The sequence below is a fragment of the [Empedobacter] haloabium genome, assembly GCA_008011715.2.
Taxonomy (GTDB): domain Bacteria; phylum Pseudomonadota; class Gammaproteobacteria; order Burkholderiales; family Burkholderiaceae_D; genus Rugamonas; species Rugamonas haloabia.
The window spans coordinates 1,539,610-1,556,968 of sequence record CP136508.1; the positions used below are offsets into that span (position 1 = coordinate 1,539,610).

Genomic DNA, 17,359 nt, shown 5'->3' on the forward strand with positions numbered 1-17,359 from the left:
ACCGGCAGCCATGACCTGACAGGGGTAACCATGAGCACAGATGCAAACAGCGCCAGCGGCCACGTCGATCCATTCGCGCGGACGCACCTGCCGCCCCGCGAGCAATGGCCCGAGCTGTTGTTCGAGCTGCCCGAGCTGCACTATCCCGCGCGCCTGAACTGCGGCGCCGCGCTGCTGGACGTCGCCGTCGCCCGCGGCCAGGGCGAGCGTCCCGCGCTGCACGGCGCGCACGGCAGCTGGACCTATGCGCAGCTGCTGGAGCGGGTCGACCGCATCGCCCACGTGCTGCGCGGCCCCATGGGCCTGGTGCCGGGCAACCGCGTGCTGCTGCGCGGCGCCAATACGCCGATGATGGCGGCCGCGCTCCTGGCCGTGTTCAAGGCCGGCTGCATCGCCGTGCCCACGATGCCGCTGCTGCGCGCGCGCGAACTGGCCACGATCGTCGCCAAGGCCGAGGTGGACGCGGTGCTGTGCGCGGCCGAGCTGTGCGCGGAACTGGAGCAGTTGCCGGCCTGCCCGCCGGTCATGCACTTCGGCAGCGCCGGCGCGCAGCTGGAAACGCTGATGGCAGCCCAGCCGGCCACGTTCGCGGCCTGCGACACGGCGGCCGAAGACGTCTGCCTGATCAGTTTCACGTCCGGCACCACGGGCGTGCCGAAAGGGACGATGCACTTCCACCGCGACCTGCTGGCCATCTGCGACACGTTCGCCCGCCACACGCTGCGCGCGCAGGCCGACGACCTGTTCATCGGCACGCCGCCGCTGGCGTTCACGTTCGGCCTGGGCGGGCTGCTGCTGTTCCCGCTGCGGATCGGCGCGGCATCCGTGCTGCTGGAGAAGCTGACGCCGGAAACGCTGCTGCAGGCGATCGAACGCCATCGCGCCACCGTCTGCTTCACGGCGCCCACGTTCTACCGCCAGATGGCGGCGCTGGCGGGGCGCTTCGACCTGGCCAGCCTGAAAAAGACGGTGTCCGCCGGCGAGGCGTTGCCCGTGGCCACGCGCCAGGCCTGGCAGGAGGCGACCGGCCTGCGCATGATCGACGGCATCGGCGCCACCGAGATGCTGCACATCTTTATCTCCGCCGCCGGCGACGACATCCGCCCCGGCGCCACCGGCAAGCCGGTGCCGGGCTACCGCGCCTGCGTGCTGGACGAAGCCGGGCGGCCGCTGGGGCCAGGCGTGGTGGGCCGGCTGGCGGTGCAAGGGCCGACCGGCTGCCGCTACCTGGCCGACGAGCGCCAGCGCGACTACGTGCAGGGCGGCTGGAACCTGACGGGCGACGCCTACGAGATGGATGCGGACGGCTACTTCATCTACCGTTCGCGCACGGACGACATGATCATCTCGGCCGGTTACAACATCGCCGGCCCGGAGGTCGAGGATGCGCTGCTGCGCCACCCGGCGGTGGCCGAATGCGGCGTGATCGGCCGGCCCGACCCGGAGCGCGGCCAGCTGGTCGAGGCGCATGTCGTGCTGCGGCCCGGCCATGAACGATCGGCCGAGCTGACCGCGCAGCTGCAGGACTTCGTCAAGCATCAGATCGCGCCCTACAAATATCCCCGCTCCGTGGTGTATGCGCAGGCGCTGCCGCGCACCGAGACAGGCAAGCTGCAACGCTTCCGGCTGCGCGCCGAGGCCGCGGCCAAGGAACCGTCATGAACATCGTCTGTATCGGCGGCGGTCCCGCCGGCCTGTATTTCGCCCTGCTGATGAAACGCCAGCAGCCAGCGCACCGCGTTGTCGTGGTCGAGCGCAACCGCCCGTACGACACGTTCGGCTGGGGCGTGGTGTTTTCCGACCAGACCCTGGGCAATCTGTCGGCCGCGGACGAGCCGACGGCGCGCCAGATCCTGCAGGCGTTCAACCACTGGGACGACATCGAGGTGTGCTTCAAGGGCGAGGTGGTGCGCTCCGGCGGCCACGGCTTCTGCGGCATCGGTCGCAAGCGCCTGCTGGGTATCCTGCAGGAGCGCTGCCAGGAACTGGGCGTGGAGCTGGTGTTCGAGACGGACGTGGCGGACGACCAGGCGCTGGCCGCGCGCTACCAGGCCGACCTGGTGATCGCGTCGGATGGCCTGAACAGCCGCATCCGCACGCGCTATGCCGACACCTACCGGCCGCAGGTCGAGGCACGCCAGTGCCGCTTCGTGTGGCTGGGCACGACGAAAAAATTCGACGCCTTCACGTTCGACTTCCGCCAGACGGAACACGGCTGGTTCCAGGCGCATATCTACCAGTTCGACGGCGCCACCTCCACGTTCATCATCGAGACGCCGGAAGAGGTGTGGCGCGCGGCCGGGCTGGAGGAGATGTCGCAGGAGGAGGCGATCGCTTGGTGCGAGCGGTTGTTCGCCGACCGGCTCGACGGCCATCCGCTGCTGTCGAACGCGGCGCACCTGCGCGGGTCCGCGATGTGGATCCGCTTTCCCCGCATCGCCTGCGAGCGCTGGGTGCACTGGAACGGCGCCGTGCCAGTGGTGCTGATGGGCGACGCGGCCCACACGGCGCACTTCTCGATCGGCTCCGGCACCAAGCTGGCGCTGGAGGATGCGATCGAACTGGCGCGCTGCCTGGCCAGCGGTGCCGGGCTGCGCGACGACCTGCCCGCCGCGCTGGCGCGCTATGAGGAAGTGCGCGCCGTCGAGGTGGTAAAGCTGCAGAGCGCCGCGCGCAACTCGATGGAGTGGTTCGAGAACGTGCGGCGCTACACGGCGCTGGACGCGCCGCAGTTCGCTTATTCCATGCTGACGCGCAGCCAGCGGCTGTCGCACGAGAACCTGCGCCTGCGCGATCCGCGCTACGTGGCCGGGTACGAGCAGTGGTTCGCCCGGCGCGCGTTTGCCCAGGCCGGTCTGCCTGCCCCAGCCGACCTGGCCATCCCGCCGATGTTCACGCCCTATAAAGTGCGCGACCTGGTGCTGAAGAACCGCATCGTCGTCTCGCCGATGGCGCAGTACAGCGCCGTCGACGGCACCGTGGGCGACTGGCACATGGTGCACCTGTGCGCGCGCGCACTGGGCGGCGCCGCGCTCGTGATGGCGGAAATGACGTGCGTCTCGGCGGACGCGCGCATCACGCCGTTCTGCCCGGGGCTGTACACACCGGAGCATACGCAGGCCTGGCGCCGCATCGTCGACAGCGTGCACACGCTGTCGGATGCGAAGATCGGCGTGCAGCTGGGCCATGCGGGCGCCAAGGGTTCCACCCGCGCCATGTGGGACGGCATCGACCAGCCGCTCGATGCCGGCAACTGGCCATTGGTGTCGGCATCGCCGCAGCAGTACCTGGAAGGCGTCTCGCAGCTGGCCCGTGAAGCGAGCGAGGACGACCTGCGCCGCATCGAGGCCGACTTCGTGCGTGCCACGGTGGCGGCGGAGCAGGCCGGCTTCGACTGGCTGGAGCTGCATTGCGCGCACGGCTACCTGCTGTCGTCGTTCATCTCGCCGCTGACGAACCGCCGCACCGACGACTATGGCGGCAGCCTGGAAAACCGCTGCCGCTTCCCGCTGCGCGTGTTCGCGGCGATGCGCGCGGCCTGGCCGATGCACAAGCCGATGAGCGTACGCATCTCGGCGCACGACTGGGTCGAGGGCGGCATCACGCCGGATGACGCGGTACGGATCGCGCGCCTGTTCCGCCAGGCCGGGGCGGACGTGATCGACTGCTCGTCCGGCCAGGTCAGCAAGCGCGAGAAGCCGGTATTCGGCCGCATGTTCCAGACCCCGTTCGCGGACCGGGTGCGCAACGAGGCCAACATCGCCACGATGGCGGTAGGTTCGATCTTCGAGGCCGATCATGCCAACGGCATCGTGGCGGCGGGGCGGGCGGACCTGTGCGCCGTCGGCCGGCCGCACCTGGCCAACCCGGCCTGGACGCTGGCCGAGGCGGCCCGCATCGGCTACCGCCCGGTGCCGTGGCCGCGCCAGTACCTGCCGGGCAAGCAGCAGCTCGAACGCAACCTGGAGCGCGAGCGCCAGTTGGCTGCGGCGGGCACGGGCTTGACACCGCAGCAGGTCGCGGCGAAGCTGCTGGAAGGCTAACGAGGACGAGCATGCAGTTGAACGAACCGGACGAAGAGCGCGACGACGAGGCGCTGGACCTGGCCAGCCGCCTGACGGACGACCATCACCAGTCATTGAAGCTGTGGCTGCGCATGCTGTCGTGCACCGTCAAGATCGAGAACGAGATCCGTTCGCGCCTGCGCGCGCAGTTCGGCATCACGCTGCCGCGCTTCGACCTGATGGCGCAGCTGGAGCGTCATCCCGAAGGACTGCGCATGGGCGAGCTGTCGAAGCGCATGATGGTCACCGGCGGCAACGTCACCGGGATCACCGACCAGCTGGAGAAGGAGAGCCTGGTGGTGCGGGTGCCCGACCCGCGCGACGGCCGCGCCTTCACGGTCAAGCTGACACCAGCGGGCCGGCGCGCCTTCGGCCGCATGGCCGCCGTGCACGAGAGCTGGATTACGGAGCTGCTGCAGGACATGCCGGCAGCCGACAAAAGCACGTTGATCGAGCTGCTGTCGCAGATGAAGGGGCAGCTGTACGCCCGCACGGAAAAAAACGAGGAGTCACGATGAAATACCTGCAGGGGCAGCCGCATGCGCTGCCGGGCCATGGCCTGCGCCTGGCCAGTTACGAAGCGCGCCACTTCCTGTTCGCCGTCGAGGAGGGCGTCGCCACCTTGACCTTGAACCGGCCCGAGCGCAAGAACCCGCTCACGTTCGATTCCTACGCCGAACTGCGCGACCTGTTCCGCGCGCTCGCCAGCTGCGACGACGTCAAGGCCATCGTCATCGCCGGCGCGGGCGAGAATTTCTGCAGCGGCGGCGACGTGCACGAGATCATCGGCCCGCTGACGCAGCTGGACATGCCGGGGCTGCTGACGTTTACGCGCATGACAGGCGACGTGGTGAAAGCCATGCGTGCCTGCCCGCAGCCAATCGTGGCCGCCATCGACGGCATCTGCGCCGGCGCCGGCGCGATGCTGGCGCTGGCTTCCGACATCCGCTTCGGCACGGAGCGCAGCAAGACGGCGTTCCTGTTCACGCGCGTGGGCCTGGCCGGCTGCGACATGGGGGCGTGCGCGTTGCTGCCGCGCGTGATCGGGCAGGGCCGCGCCGCGGAGCTGCTGTACACGGGGCGCTCGATGTCCGGCGGCGAGGGCGAGCGCTGGGGCTTCTTCAACAGCCTGCACGCGCCGGACGCCGTGCTGGCGGCGGCGCAGGCGTTTGCCGCCGACCTCGCGCGCGGGCCCACCTTCGCGCACGGCATGACGAAGAAGATGCTGCAGCAGGAGTGGAACATGGGCGTGGACGAAGCGATCGAAGCGGAAGCGCAGGCGCAGGCGATCTGCATGGCCACCAACGACTTCCACCGGGCGTATCACGCCTTCGTGGCGAAGCAGAAACCGGCGTTCGAGGGGGACTGAAATGGCGCACAAGGACTACCTGGACTGGCCGTTCTTCGCGCCGCAGCACGGGCAACTGGAAGCCGCGCTGGACGAATGGGCCGGGCGCGAGCTGGCGCACGTGCATGCGCAATACGGCAAGGACGTCGACGGCGCCTGCCGCGACATCGTGCGCCGGCTGGGCGAGGGCGGCTGGCTGCGCCACGCCGTCGGCGGCACGGCGTATGGCGGCGCCGGCGAGACGATCGACACGCGCGCGCTGTGCCTGATCCGCGAGACGCTGGCGCGCCATGAGGGCCTGGCCGACTTTGCGTTCGCCATGCAGGGGCTGGGTTCCGGCGCCATCAGCCTGTTCGGTACGCCCGCGCAGCGTGAGGGCTACCTGCCGCGCGTGGCGCGCGGCGAAGCCATCGCCGCGTTCGCGCTGTCCGAACCGCAGGCCGGCTCCGACGTGGCGGCCATGGCGTGTGCCGCCGAGGCGGACGGCGACAGCTATGTGCTCAATGGCGAGAAGACCTGGATCTCGAACGGCGGCATCGCCGACTTCTACGTGGTGTTCGCCCGCACCGGCGAGGCGCCTGGCGCGCGCGGCATCAGCGCGTTCGTCGTCGACGGCAATACGCCGGGGCTGACGATCGCCGAACGTATCGCCGTCATCGCGCCGCATCCGCTGGCGCGGCTGCGCTTCGACAACTGCCGCATCCCGGCCACGCGCCGCATCGGCGCGGCGGGGCAGGGCTTCAAGGTGGCGATGGCGACCCTGGACGTGTTCCGCACCTCGGTCGCGGCCGCGGCGCTGGGCTTCGCGCGCCGTGCGCTCGATGAAGCACTGGCGCATGCGACGGCGCGGCCGATGTTCGGCCAGGTGCTGGCGGACTTCCAGCTGACGCAGGCGAAGCTGGCCCAGATGGCGACCGGCATCGACGCGGCCGCGCTGCTCACGTACCGCGCGGCCTGGCAGCGCGACCAGGGCCGCAACGTCACGAAAGAGGCGGCGATGGCCAAGATGACGGCGACGGAAACGGCGCAGCAGGTCATCGACGCGGCCGTGCAGCTGTTCGGCGGCCTGGGCGTCGTCAGCGAGCATCCGGTCGAGCGGCTGTACCGCGAGATCCGCGCGCTGCGCATTTATGAAGGCGCGACCGAGGTGCAGCAGCTGATCATCGCGCGCGAGCTGCTGCGCGGCGCGAAGGAGGCGACGTGATGCAGATCCTGCAGCCGCCGGGCTGGGCCCGCCCGAAGGGCTATGCCAACGGCGTCGCGGCCAGCGGCCGGCTGGTGTGCGTCAGCGGCATGATCGGCTGGGACGCGCAGGGTGTGTTCCACAGCGACGACTTCGTCGCGCAGACGCGCCAGGCGTTGACCAATATCGTCGAGGTGCTGGCCGAGGCAGGCGCGCGGCCCGAGCACATCGTGCGCATGACCTGGTACGTGGTTGACCGCGCCGAGTACCTGGCCGCGCAGCGCGAGATCGGGGCGGCCTACCGCGACATCATCGGGCGGCATTATCCCGCCATGACGGCGGTGGCGGTGACGGCGCTGATGGAGGAGCGGGCGCGGGTGGAGATCGAGGTGACGGCCGTGGTGCCGGAAGGCGGCCGCTAGCCGCCTTCCATGGCAATTCAGGCCTGGCGCTGGCGGCCGAAGCGCGCGGCGACGAGGGCGCCGATGCCCAGCATCAGCCAGCCGGAAGGTTCCGGAACCGGACTGGTGCCCGCATACGCACTGAACGATTGGGCGATCCACATCTGCTGACTGGTGTCCGTATCGTTGCGATACGTCACCGAGATCACGTCCTGGAACGTGCCATCGGTATCATGGTAGGCGGTGTAGCCGACCACGGGTGTGGTCCACCATTCCGGTGCCACGTCGAGGGCGTAGAACACCGAGCCGCCGGGCAGCGTGGCCGGATCCCTGACTGGCTGATCTGGCTGTCGAAGCGGGCGGTAAGCGTAAAGGCCGTGTGCGGCAGGACGATGACTGGCGTGTGCAAGCGGCCGTTGATCCCGGCGGTGCCCAGCTGCGTGCTGGTCAGGCTGGCTTGCAGTTCAAATAGCGGGTTGGCGCGCAAGTTCCAGGCCGCGCTGCCGCCCGCTGTGCTCAAATCTTTGGAACCGCTCTGCAGGCCCTGCAATGTTTGGTAGTGTTCCTGGTGATGGTCATGCCAGTTCCAGCTGCCGAAATCGATCTCGGTCGTGCTCCAGTCGACCGCGCTTGGAGTGTAGGCATCGGCAGGGTTCAGATCCGTGTGGCTGATGGAAAAGCCGGACAGCCGTGTATTGATAACGGTGCCCGCCAGCGCGGGAATCGTGCAGAGCGTCATCAGTGCGGCGGCGAGCGGGCGGGTCATGTGGCCAGTCAGATGCATGCGGTTATCCAGGTGAGGGGGCGGTGAGGACGAGGCTTTCAAATTGCAAGTAATTGTCAATAATGCAACCACGGAGCCTAGCACGACATTGGCATCGGGTTAGCTGGTGCGGCCAGCGTTCGGCACAAATTGTCTTCGGTCAATTTCAAGGCTCGTGATATATTGCCAACATATGCAACTCTGCAATTTGTGATATGACCTTCTCATTGTTTCGCGCCGAGTTCCCTGCCTGTTTCCTGTGCAACCCTGCCGTCACCAGCGCGAGGTGACCGGTGCTGTTTAATACGTTTGCATTCTTCGGCGTCTTCCTGCCGCTGACACTGCTCGGCTACTTCACCCTGTCGCGCAAGTCGCTGCGGGGCTCGATCGTCCTGCTTCTGGTGGCATCCGTCATCTTCTACAGCTATTGGGACATTCGCTACCTGCCGCTCCTGGCCGGTTCGATCGTCGGCAACTTCCTGCTGGGGCAGGCTATCGTCGGCGGCGTGCCCGGCACGCCGGCCGCGCGGCGCTGGCTGGTCGCCGGCATCGTCGCCAATCTGGCGCTACTGGTGTTTTTCAAGTACGCCAACTTCATCGTCGACAACTTCGCCTACGTCACCGGCTACGACATCGCGTCGCCCGGCATCGAACTGCCGATCGGCATCTCGTTCTTCACCTTCACGCAGATCGCCTACCTGGTCGACTGCTACCAGGGCAAGGTGCGCGAGACCCGGCCGGAAAGCTACGGCCTGTTCGTGACCTACTTCCCGCACCTGATCGCCGGTCCGATCCTGCACCACAAGGAGATGATCCCGCAGTTCGATGCGCCGGAAACGCATCGCTTCAACCGGGGCCGCCTGACGGTGGGCATGATGTTCTTCGCCATCGGTCTGTTCAAGAAGGTCATCATTGCCGACGGCGTGGCACGCTTCGTCGGTCCCGTATTCGACGTGCACTATGCCAGCCTGACCCAGCTCGAGGCATGGGCCGGGGCGCTGGCCTACACGTTCCAGCTGTACTTCGACTTTTCCGCCTATTCGGACATGGCGTACGGCCTGTCGTACATGTTCGGCATCATCCTGCCGATCAACTTCTTCTCGCCGTACAAATCGACGTCGATCATCGAGTTCTGGCGCCGCTGGCACATCACGCTGTCCACCTTCCTGCGCGACTACCTGTACATTCCGCTGGGCGGCAACCGCAAGGGCAAGGTGCAGCGCTACCTGAACCTGGTCATCACGATGCTGCTGGGCGGGCTGTGGCACGGCGCCAACTGGACGTTCATCGTGTGGGGCGCGCTGCACGGCTTCTACCTGATCGTCAACCATGCGTTCCGCGCCGTGGCCGGCGACCGTGGCGGCCTGCCGCGCGCGATCCTTGGCCTGGTGGCGACCTGGCTGGCCGTCGTCGTGGCCTGGGTCGTGTTCCGCGCCAACTCGATGCACATCGCCTGGTCCATCCTGGAAGCGATGGGCGGCGGCACGGCACCGGCCGTCGTCGGCGACGCGATGCTGGGCGCGAGCCGCATCATGCCGATGGCCGAATGCCTGGGGTGGCTGGCCGTGTGCGGCGTCATCGCGCTGCTGCTGCCGAACGCCTACCAGCTGCTGGGCAAGGGCGTGCTGGTGGAGCTGGAGGAGCGCATGCGCGGCCCGCGCGGCGGCCTGCTGCTGGGCGCCATGGTGATGGGCAGCCTGTTGCTGCTGGCGATCAGCGAGACCCGGGGCGTCTCGGAATTCCTGTATTTCAATTTCTGACGATATGCGATTCATACTTTCCGTACTTGGCGGCGTGGTGCTGGCGGCCCTCGGCCTCGAGGCGACGCTGCAATGCCTGCCCGTGCACTCGGGCGTGCGCATGGCGCAGTCCAGCGCGGCGACCCCGTACGCGCACTACCTGCCCGGCCAGTCCTACGTCTATTCGCATGGCTGGGCGCTGGCCAACATGCAGCGCGGCACGACCAGCCGCGATGGCTTCGTCCACTCGAAGGACATCGCCGCCGGCGCCAACGTGCTGGTCACCGGCGACAGCTTCATCGAAAGCTACATGCTGCGCTACGAGGACACGGTGCAGGGCCGCCTCGACACGGCGCTGGGCAAGGTCTATGCGCCGGCATCGTCCGGCAACGGCCTGGCCGACGCGCTGGTGCTGGCGCGCCACTTCCTGCCGCTGACGCATGCGAAGACGATGGTGGTGTTCGTCGAGCCCTTCGACCTGCGCCTGATCGAATACCCCGCCGGCCGCGGCCACAACTATTTCGGTTTCGACGACGGCAAGGTGGACATCCGCCACATGCCCTACGTGGAATCGAACCTGAAGGAGAAGGTGCTGCGCTCGGCGCTGCTGCGCTACGCCTACTACAACCTGAAGCTGCCCGACTGGGCCAGCGGCAAGGTCAAGCCGGCCGAGGCAGCGTCCGACAACAGTACCGCGCTGGCCCAGCACCGCGCCCGCCGCGACGCGGCGCTCGACTACTTCTTTGCCGAACTGGGCAAGCTGCAACAGCAGTACGGCACCCGCTTCGTGTTCCTGGTCGACGGCGACCGCGAGGCGATCTACTCGCAGGGCAAGAAGACGACGTGGCCGGCCGAGGACCGCGCCGCGCTGCTGGCGCGCCTGCGCACCGGCGGCTACGCGGTGGCCGACATGCAGCCGGTGTTCGAGCGGCACTGGGCGACCTATGGCGAGCGGATGGATTTCCTGCCGATGGATGGGCACTGGAACCGGGTGGCGCATGCCCTGGCGGCGAAGGAATTGTTGCCGTTGCTGGCGAAATAAACGCGCCGGGGCCGGCTTGACACGCCGGCCATGGTGCCGATCTCAGACGCCGGGATCAGGCAACAACGGTGCGGGAGTGAACAGCGGCCGCCGGGGAAGCGCGAAAATGAGGTGGGTGCGCGAGCTATGCGCGATGGGAAGTCTGGTCTTTGGTCCCCCCGACTGGAATCGAACCAGTATCCCACGCTTAGGAGGCATGTGCACTATCCATTGTGCTACGGGGAGGACGCCAAAGCGAGCGCAATTATAGCCGACCGGCCGGCAAATGTTAGTGTCCTTGCCAGTCTGTCGGTACAATGCCGGCTTCACGCATTGAAAAAGTCACCATGGCAGTCATTTCCCTCTCCCAGGCGCAGCTGGCGTTCGGCCACCACGCGCTCCTCGATCACGCCGAGTTCTCCCTTGAAACGGGCGAACGTGTCGGCCTGATCGGCCGCAACGGCACCGGCAAGTCGTCGCTGCTGAAAATCATTTCCGGCCGCCAGAAACTGGACGACGGCCTGCTCGTCATGCAGCAGGGCCTGCGCATCGCCTACGTCGAGCAGGAGCCGCAGTTCGAGCCGGAGATGTCGGTGTTCGACGCCGTCGCCTCCGGGCTGGGCGAGCTGCCGGCCCTCGTCAAGGAGTACGACCGCCTGACGGGCCAGTTCGGCCAGGGCGACGACGAGGCGCTGATGGAACGCATGCACGAGATCCAGGTCAAGCTGGACGCGGCCGATGCCTGGAGCATCAACAACAAGGTCGAGCAGACGCTGGACCGCCTCAACCTGGGTCCCGATGCGCTGATGAAGACGCTTTCCGGCGGCATGCAGAAGCGCGTGGCGCTGGCGCGCGCGCTGGTGGCGGGGCCGGACGTGCTGCTGCTGGACGAGCCGACCAACCACCTGGACTTCACCTCGATCCAGTGGCTGGAAGGGCTGCTGCGCGACTTCAAGGGCAGCGTGCTGTTCATCACCCACGATCGCTCGTTCCTGGACAACGTGGCCACCCGCATCGTCGAGCTGGACCGGGGGCGCCTGATGTCCTACCCGGGCAATTTCAGCACCTACCAGACCCGCAAGGCGGAGCAGCTGGCCATCGAGGAAATCGAGAACGCCAAGTTCGACAAGTTCCTGGCGCAGGAGGAAGTATGGATCCGCAAGGGCGTGCAGGCCCGCCGCACGCGCGACGAAGGCCGCGTGCGCCGGCTGGAGCGCCTGCGCGAGCAGCGCGCCGCGCGGCGCGACCAGCAGGGCCAGGTGCGCCTGGAGGTGACGTCCGGCGAGCGCTCCGGCAAGATCGTGGCGGAACTGGACAACGTCAGCAAGGCCTTCGGCGAGAAGGTCATCGTGCGTGACTTCTCCACGACCATCCTGCGCGGCGACAAGGTCGGCCTGATCGGCACCAACGGCGCCGGCAAGACCACGCTGCTCAAGCTGATCCTGGGCGAGGAGCAGGCCGACAGCGGCACCGTCAAGCAGGGCACCAAGCTGCAGGTGGCCTACTTCGACCAGATGCGCGCCCAGCTGAACGAGGAAGCCAGCCTGGCCGACACGATTTCGCCGGGCAGCGACTGGGTCGAGGTCAACGGCCAGAAAAAGCATGTGATGAGCTACCTGGGCGACTTCCTGTTCGCACCGGAACGCGCCCGCTCGCCGGTGCGCACGCTGTCCGGCGGCGAGCGCAATCGCCTGTTGCTGGCGCGCCTGTTCGCCAAGCCGGCCAACGTGCTGGTGCTGGACGAGCCGACCAACGACCTTGACATCGACACGCTGGAGCTCCTGGAAGAGCTGCTGGAAGATTACCCGGGGACCGTGTTCCTCGTCAGCCATGACCGCATGTTCCTCGACAACGTGGTCACGCAGGTGATCGTGGCCGAGGGTGGCGGTGTGTGGCGTGACTACATCGGTGGTTACAGCGACTGGGAGCGCGTGCGCGCGGCGCCGGCCGCCGCGCCGAGGAAGGCCGACGCGAAGGCCGAAGTGCGGCCGGCCAAGGCCGAACCCGCGGCCGCCCCGGCGCCGGCAGCGGCGGCCGCGCCGAAAAAGAAGCTCAGTTTCAAGGAGCAGCGCGAACTGGACGAATTGCCGAAGCTGATCGCCAGCCTGGAGGACGAGCAGACCGCGCTGAATGTCACATTGTCCGATCCCGACTTCTACAAAAAGACGCCCGGCGAGGCCAAGCGGCTGCAGCAGCGCATCGGCGAAATCGAGGAGCAATTGATGGCCGCGCTGGAGCGCTGGGAACAGATCGAGTCGCGCTCCTGAGGCGCGATGTAACAATTTTGTCATGGTAATTTTGCTACTGCCGGCAATGTAATTGTTGTATCATTGCCGCGGTGCAGCAATACGCGGTCCGGCGCCGGGGCAATCTGGCAGTAAATTGCCTTCGCGCACATTTTGTGCGCTACAGCCGGCGTTTGTTATTGTAAAATCTGCAAACCCTGGGGCCCGTGGGAGTGGCCCTCGTAACGACAGGAAGGCAGACTTCAATGACAGCCCAGCAGCAAAAACCTCCCACGCCACGTCGCGCGGGCCCGGCGACGCCAGCCACGGCGACAGGCTTCTTCGGACGCGAATCGAGCGCGCGGATACTGCCGTTCGCTACCTACATGGCCTTCATCGCCATTGCCGACCTGTGCGAGCGGTTGGGCATGACGGCCGACCAGCTGCGCTGGTTGTATCCCGTCAAGGCCCTGGCCGTGGTGGCGGTGCTGCTGGCGTACCGCCGTCACTATACGGAACTGGCCTGGCGCACGATGCGCCTGCCGCACGTCGTCCAGGCGGTCGCGGTCGGCATCGTCGTGCTCGTGTTGTGGGTCAATCTGGACGCGGCATGGATGCAGGTCGGTGTCTCGGCCGGGTTCAATCCGACCGATGCGAGCGGCCGGGTGGATTGGCTGCTGGTGGCGTGCCGCATCGCCGGTGCCGCCCTGGTGGTGCCGCTGATGGAGGAGTTGTTCTGGCGTTCGTTCCTGATGCGCTGGCTGGAACGCCACGATTTCCTCGACGTCTATCCGGCCAGGGTAGGGCTGCAGGCGATCGCCGTGACGGTGGTGCTGTTCGGCGTCGAGCACAACCTGTGGCTGGCCGGCATCGTGGCCGGCATCGCCTACAGCCTGATCTACATGCGCAGCGGGAATTTATGGTCGGCGATCCTTGCCCACGCCACGACCAACGGCCTGCTGGGTGTCTGGGTCGTGGTCACTGGCAGCTGGACTTACTGGTAAGATTGAATGTTCGCTAATACTTAAGAAGACGACACAATAATGTTGAGTTTCCATCCATCTGTCCGCATGGTGCCGCTGGCACTGGCTGCCGCGCTGGTCTGCGGCGCGGCCTCGGCAGAAATCAGCGATACCATCCATCCGTTCGTGGCCCTCGGGTACACGTACGACGACAACCTGCTGCGCCTGCCCGACAACGCCGGCGATGGCGTGCAGCGTTCCGACCGTGCCAGGCAGGCACAGGCCGGCGTCATCGTCGAGCGCCCGATCGGCCGCCAACGGCTGAGCGCCACGGCCAAGGTGTCGCGCGTCAATTTCGACCACTACAGCCAGCTCGACTACAACGGCAAGGACCTGAAGGCCGACCTGTACTGGCAGCTGGGCAACCGCCTGTCGGGCCTGCTGGGCGGCAGCTATGTCGAGACGCTGACGCCGTTTTCGGACTACAACTCGAGCGAGCGCAACCTGCGTACCACGCGGCGCGAGTACGTCAACGCCGCCTGGCGCTTCCATCCGAGCTGGCAGGTGCGCGGTGGCGTCACCCGCAACCGCAACGAATACGAACTGCTGGCGCAGCGCGTCAACAACCGCCAGGAAGACCTGGCCGAGGTGGGCGCGGACTACCTGGCGTCCAGCGGCAGCAAGGTCGGTCTGGTGGTGCGCCACTGGAAGGGACACTACATGAATCCGCGCCGCATCAACGGCGTGGCGCTGGACGACGACTACACCCAGGACGAGCTGAAGGCGAGCGTCAACTGGCGCTTCTCCGGCGTGACGTACATCGAGATGCTGGCCGGCTATGCCAAGCGCAAGCACGCCTTTTTCACGGGGCGTGATTCCAGCGGCGTGAACGGCCGTGCCGCCGTGACCTGGGCGCCACTGGGCAAGGTGCGCTTCAACGCGGACGTGTGGCGTGAATTCGCCGCCGTCGAGAGCTTCGTCGTCAGCAACAGCCTGAACAAGGGCGCCAGCGTGGCGGCCACGTGGACCGTGACGTCGAAGATGCAGGCCACGGCCAGCGTGCGGCGCGAGAACCGCGAGTTCGAGCAGCTGCCGTCGGTCAACTTCCGCGGCGAGGCCAGCGACCGCTCCACCAGCGCGCAGCTGGGCCTGACCTATGCGCCGACCATCGGCACCCAACTTGGCCTGACGGCCTTCCGTGAAAAACGTAACGGCAGCCCCCTCGCGGGCACCAACGACTACAAGGCCAACGGCCTGTCGATCAACGCCAGCGTGCAGTTCTGAGAAGTCAAGCAATGACCATCAATGATATTCCCCTGATATCGTTCTTCCAGCGCGTCCTCGATCCACTGATCATCATGGGCACGCTGTACGCGACGTCGATGTTGTACGGCGAGCCGTTTACCGGCTATTCGCTGGTGCTGATGATCCTGGCGTTCTTCATTTCGTCGGCCGTGTACCAGCACATCGATCCGTATCGCACGTGGCGCAGCGGCCGCATGCTGGCCTACTCGCGCGACATCTTCGGCGGCTGGCTGGTGACGGCCCTGATCCTGGTGTTCCTCGGTTCCGTCAGCGGCCTGGCCTACCACTACGAGGAAAGCGTCGTGCTGAGCTGGTTCGTCGCCACGCCGTTCGTGCTGCTGGCCAGCCACCTGGCCGCGCGCAAGGTCGGCTCGGACCCCTCCAAGGCCAGCGAAGTGCGTTCGGTGCTGATCGTCGGCGCCAACGACGTGGGCATCAAGTTCGCCCGCACCATCGAGCGCTATCCGAACCTGTTCATGAGCGTGCGCGGCTTCTTCGACGACCGCACGGAAGACCGCCGCCCGGCCGACCTGCAGCACCCGATCCTGGGCAAGATGTGCGACGTCGCCGCGTTCGTGCGCGAGAACAACATCAAGATGATCTTCATCAGCCAGCCGATCTCGGCCCAGCCGCGTATCCGCAAGCTGCTGGACGACCTGCAGGACACGACGGCTTCGGTCTACTTCCTGCCCGATATCTATGTGTTCGACCTGATGCAGGCCCGTTTCGACAACGTGGGCGGCATGCCGGTGATCGCCATCTGCGAGACGCCGTTCACGGGCTTCAACAGCCTCGTCAAGCGCGCCAGCGACATCGTGCTGGCCCTGATCATCCAGTTGCTGCTGCTGCCGATCATGCTGGCGATCGCCATCGCGGTGAAGCTCAGTTCGCCGGGTCCGATCATCTTCCGCCAGCGCCGCTATGGCCTGTACGGCGAGCAGATCTTCGTCTACAAGTTCCGCTCGATGACGGTGACGGAAGACGGCAGCAACGTCGTCCAGGCCAAGAAGAACGACCAGCGCATCACGCGCGTCGGCGGCTTCCTGCGCAAGACGTCGCTGGACGAATTGCCACAGTTCATCAACGTGCTGCAAGGGCGCATGAGCATTGTCGGCCCGCGTCCCCACGCGGTGGCGCACAATGAGCAGTACCGCAAGCTGATCAAGGGTTACATGTTGCGTCACAAGGCCAAGCCGGGCATTACCGGCTGGGCCCAGGTCAACGGCTTCCGCGGCGAGACGGAAACGCTGGACAAGATGGAAGCACGTATCCGTTACGACCTGGACTATCTGCGCAACTGGTCGCTGTGGCTCGACCTGTGGATTATCCTGAAGACGGTCAAGGTCGTTCTGGCCCGCGAGAACGCACACTGAAGCCAGGCTTAAATTGCTGTTGTTTCCAGATTGAATTGTATCGTGCGATGGCATTCCTTCGTTACAATGGGAGGATAAGTTGTAAATTTGTCCAGTCGCACGATACGGCACGGCAGTAAAAAAGTTGCTTTTGAGCCTATAGTCTGATATTTTTGTAAATACCTGAACCGCTGAACCGGCTATCCGCCACGGCGCTTAAAACATGGAACCGGAGGAGTCTTTGAAACATTTCGCAAAACCTAGCCTGACGCATCGTCAGGGGCATGTCCTTCACCGTCGGGTGCTGAGCGCCGGCCTGCTGGTGCTGGCTGCTGCCGCCATGTCCGCTTGCGGCGAGAAGGCCGAGAAGAAACCTGGGCAGGCGCTGGCAAGCGTCAACGGCGAAGAGATCACCGTGCTGCAGCTGAACGAAGAGCTGAGCCGCGTGAACCCGCAGATGGCACAGCAGGAAGCGGCCCGCAAGCAGCTGCTGGAAGCGCTGATCGACCGCCAGTTGCTGCAGAGCGAGGCAGCCAAGGAAAAGATCGACCGCGACCCGAAAGTGGTGCAAGCCATCGAGCGCGCCAAGGCCACGATCGTGGCCCAGGCCTACCTGCAGAAGCGCATCGGTACCGTGGCGCGCCCGACCAAGGCGGAGGTCGAAGCCTATTACAACCAGAATCCGCAGTTCTTCTCGAACCGCAAGCAATTCGACATGCGCGAGCTGGTGCTGGCGACGGCGGACGTGAACGATGAAGTCAAGCGCGCCATCGACGCCTCCAAGTCGCTCGAGGAAGTGGCCGCGTGGCTGGACCAGCACAAGGTCAAGTACGGCCGTGCCCAGCTGTCGCGCAGCACGACCGAGCTGCCGCCCGAGCTGAGCGCGCGTCTGCAGGCGATGCCGAAGGGCCAGCTGTTCATCATCCGCGAAGGTGCGCGCAGCATGCTGATCTCGATCACCGACATCAAGGATGCGCCGGTATCGCTGGAGCAGGC

General features: G+C 66.4%; 14 protein-coding genes, 1 tRNA gene and 1 pseudogene. 13 read left to right on the top strand and 3 right to left on the bottom strand.

Annotated features, from left to right (window positions below):
• Positions 1–30 precede the first annotated feature (30 nt).
• The 6 genes from E7V67_006735 to E7V67_006760 are packed head-to-tail and all read left to right on the top strand — an operon-like array spanning position 31 to position 7,017.
• Positions 31–1,662: an AMP-binding protein gene (locus E7V67_006735; GenBank protein ID WUR14802.1), complete on the top strand. Its 1,632-nt coding sequence runs from the start codon at positions 31–33 to the stop codon at positions 1,660–1,662.
• A complete protein-coding gene (locus tag E7V67_006740) occupies positions 1,659–4,043 on the top strand; it encodes a bifunctional salicylyl-CoA 5-hydroxylase/oxidoreductase (protein ID WUR14803.1) in 2,385 nt (794 codons plus the stop codon). Before E7V67_006735 ends, E7V67_006740 begins: the two co-directional genes overlap by 4 nt.
• 11 nt (positions 4,044–4,054) lie before the next feature.
• Positions 4,055–4,582 (top strand): MarR family transcriptional regulator, encoded by a 528-nt coding sequence (locus E7V67_006745; GenBank protein ID WUR14804.1) that lies wholly within the window; start codon positions 4,055–4,057, stop codon positions 4,580–4,582.
• Positions 4,579–5,433 carry an enoyl-CoA hydratase family protein gene (locus E7V67_006750; protein ID WUR14805.1) on the top strand — a complete coding sequence of 285 codons (855 nt, stop codon included), beginning with the start codon at positions 4,579–4,581 and terminating at the stop codon, positions 5,431–5,433. The genes E7V67_006745 and E7V67_006750 overlap by 4 nt, the downstream gene beginning before the upstream one ends.
• 1 nt (position 5,434) lies before the next feature.
• A complete protein-coding gene (locus E7V67_006755; protein ID WUR14806.1) occupies positions 5,435–6,616 on the top strand; it encodes an acyl-CoA dehydrogenase family protein in 1,182 nt (393 codons plus the stop codon).
• Positions 6,616–7,017, top strand: a complete 402-nt coding sequence (locus tag E7V67_006760; protein WUR16237.1) for a RidA family protein — start codon at positions 6,616–6,618, stop codon at positions 7,015–7,017. The genes E7V67_006755 and E7V67_006760 overlap by 1 nt, the downstream gene beginning before the upstream one ends.
• A 17-nt stretch (positions 7,018–7,034) precedes the next feature.
• On the opposite strand, the gene E7V67_006765 is transcribed toward E7V67_006760, so the two are convergent.
• On the bottom strand, positions 7,035–7,253 hold the full coding sequence (locus E7V67_006765; protein ID WUR14807.1) for a PEP-CTERM sorting domain-containing protein: 219 nt from the start codon (positions 7,251–7,253) through the stop codon (positions 7,035–7,037).
• Complete coding sequence (locus E7V67_006770; GenBank protein WUR14808.1) at positions 7,202–7,780, bottom strand: hypothetical protein; 579 nt, start codon at positions 7,778–7,780, stop codon at positions 7,202–7,204. The genes E7V67_006765 and E7V67_006770 overlap by 52 nt, the downstream gene beginning before the upstream one ends.
• 272 nt (positions 7,781–8,052) lie before the next feature.
• Between E7V67_006770 and E7V67_006775 the strand changes: the two genes are divergently transcribed.
• Both E7V67_006775 and E7V67_006780 read left to right on the top strand, forming a co-directional pair.
• Entirely contained in the window at positions 8,053–9,519 is a 1,467-nt protein-coding gene (locus E7V67_006775) for an MBOAT family protein (GenBank protein WUR14809.1), read from the top strand.
• A 4-nt stretch (positions 9,520–9,523) separates the two neighbouring features.
• Positions 9,524–10,540 carry a hypothetical protein gene (locus E7V67_006780; protein ID WUR14810.1) on the top strand — a complete coding sequence of 339 codons (1,017 nt, stop codon included), beginning with the start codon at positions 9,524–9,526 and terminating at the stop codon, positions 10,538–10,540.
• Positions 10,541–10,690: 150 nt separating this feature from the next.
• Here E7V67_006780 and E7V67_006785 read toward each other — a convergent pair.
• Positions 10,691–10,765, bottom strand: a tRNA-Arg gene (locus E7V67_006785).
• Between the two features lie 101 nt (positions 10,766–10,866).
• On the opposite strand from E7V67_006785, the gene E7V67_006790 reads away from it, so the two are divergent.
• The 5 genes and pseudogenes from E7V67_006790 (at position 10,867) to E7V67_006810 (ending at position 17,348) form a co-directional block, all read left to right on the top strand.
• Positions 10,867–12,786, top strand: coding sequence for an ATP-binding cassette domain-containing protein (locus tag E7V67_006790; protein WUR14811.1), 1,920 nt, complete (start codon positions 10,867–10,869; stop codon positions 12,784–12,786).
• 224 nt (positions 12,787–13,010) lie between these two features.
• On the top strand, positions 13,011–13,748 hold the full coding sequence (locus tag E7V67_006795; protein ID WUR14812.1) for a CAAX prenyl protease-related protein: 738 nt from the start codon (positions 13,011–13,013) through the stop codon (positions 13,746–13,748).
• Positions 13,749–13,787: 39 nt separating this feature from the next.
• Positions 13,788–14,990: an outer membrane beta-barrel protein gene (locus E7V67_006800; GenBank protein ID WUR14813.1), complete on the top strand. Its 1,203-nt coding sequence runs from the start codon at positions 13,788–13,790 to the stop codon at positions 14,988–14,990.
• 11 nt (positions 14,991–15,001) lie between these two features.
• Positions 15,002–16,384, top strand: coding sequence for an undecaprenyl-phosphate glucose phosphotransferase (locus E7V67_006805; GenBank protein WUR14814.1), 1,383 nt, complete (start codon positions 15,002–15,004; stop codon positions 16,382–16,384).
• A 202-nt stretch (positions 16,385–16,586) separates the two neighbouring features.
• A pseudogene (locus E7V67_006810) lies at positions 16,587–17,348 on the top strand (EpsD family peptidyl-prolyl cis-trans isomerase).
• Positions 17,349–17,359: the final 11 nt, after the last annotated feature.

Bases quoted from the DNA above. Each gene is read 5' to 3' on its own strand.
- E7V67_006740 (WUR14803.1), top strand. From the start codon at position 1,659: ATGAACATCGTCTGTATCGGCGGCGGTCCCGCCGGCCTGTATTTCGCC.
- E7V67_006800 (WUR14813.1), top strand. From the start codon at position 13,788: ATGTTGAGTTTCCATCCATCTGTCCGCATGGTGCCGCTGGCACTGGCT.
- E7V67_006795 (WUR14812.1), top strand. From the start codon at position 13,011: ATGACAGCCCAGCAGCAAAAACCTCCCACGCCACGTCGCGCGGGCCCG.
- E7V67_006805 (WUR14814.1), top strand. From the start codon at position 15,002: ATGACCATCAATGATATTCCCCTGATATCGTTCTTCCAGCGCGTCCTC.
- E7V67_006770 (WUR14808.1), bottom strand. From the start codon at position 7,780: ATGCATCTGACTGGCCACATGACCCGCCCGCTCGCCGCCGCACTGATG.
- E7V67_006780 (WUR14810.1), top strand. From the start codon at position 9,524: ATGCGATTCATACTTTCCGTACTTGGCGGCGTGGTGCTGGCGGCCCTC.
- E7V67_006750 (WUR14805.1), top strand. From the start codon at position 4,579: ATGAAATACCTGCAGGGGCAGCCGCATGCGCTGCCGGGCCATGGCCTG.
- E7V67_006790 (WUR14811.1), top strand. From the start codon at position 10,867: ATGGCAGTCATTTCCCTCTCCCAGGCGCAGCTGGCGTTCGGCCACCAC.
- E7V67_006745 (WUR14804.1), top strand. From the start codon at position 4,055: ATGCAGTTGAACGAACCGGACGAAGAGCGCGACGACGAGGCGCTGGAC.
- E7V67_006735 (WUR14802.1), top strand. From the start codon at position 31: ATGAGCACAGATGCAAACAGCGCCAGCGGCCACGTCGATCCATTCGCG.
- E7V67_006755 (WUR14806.1), top strand. From the start codon at position 5,435: ATGGCGCACAAGGACTACCTGGACTGGCCGTTCTTCGCGCCGCAGCAC.
- E7V67_006760 (WUR16237.1), top strand. From the start codon at position 6,616: ATGCAGATCCTGCAGCCGCCGGGCTGGGCCCGCCCGAAGGGCTATGCC.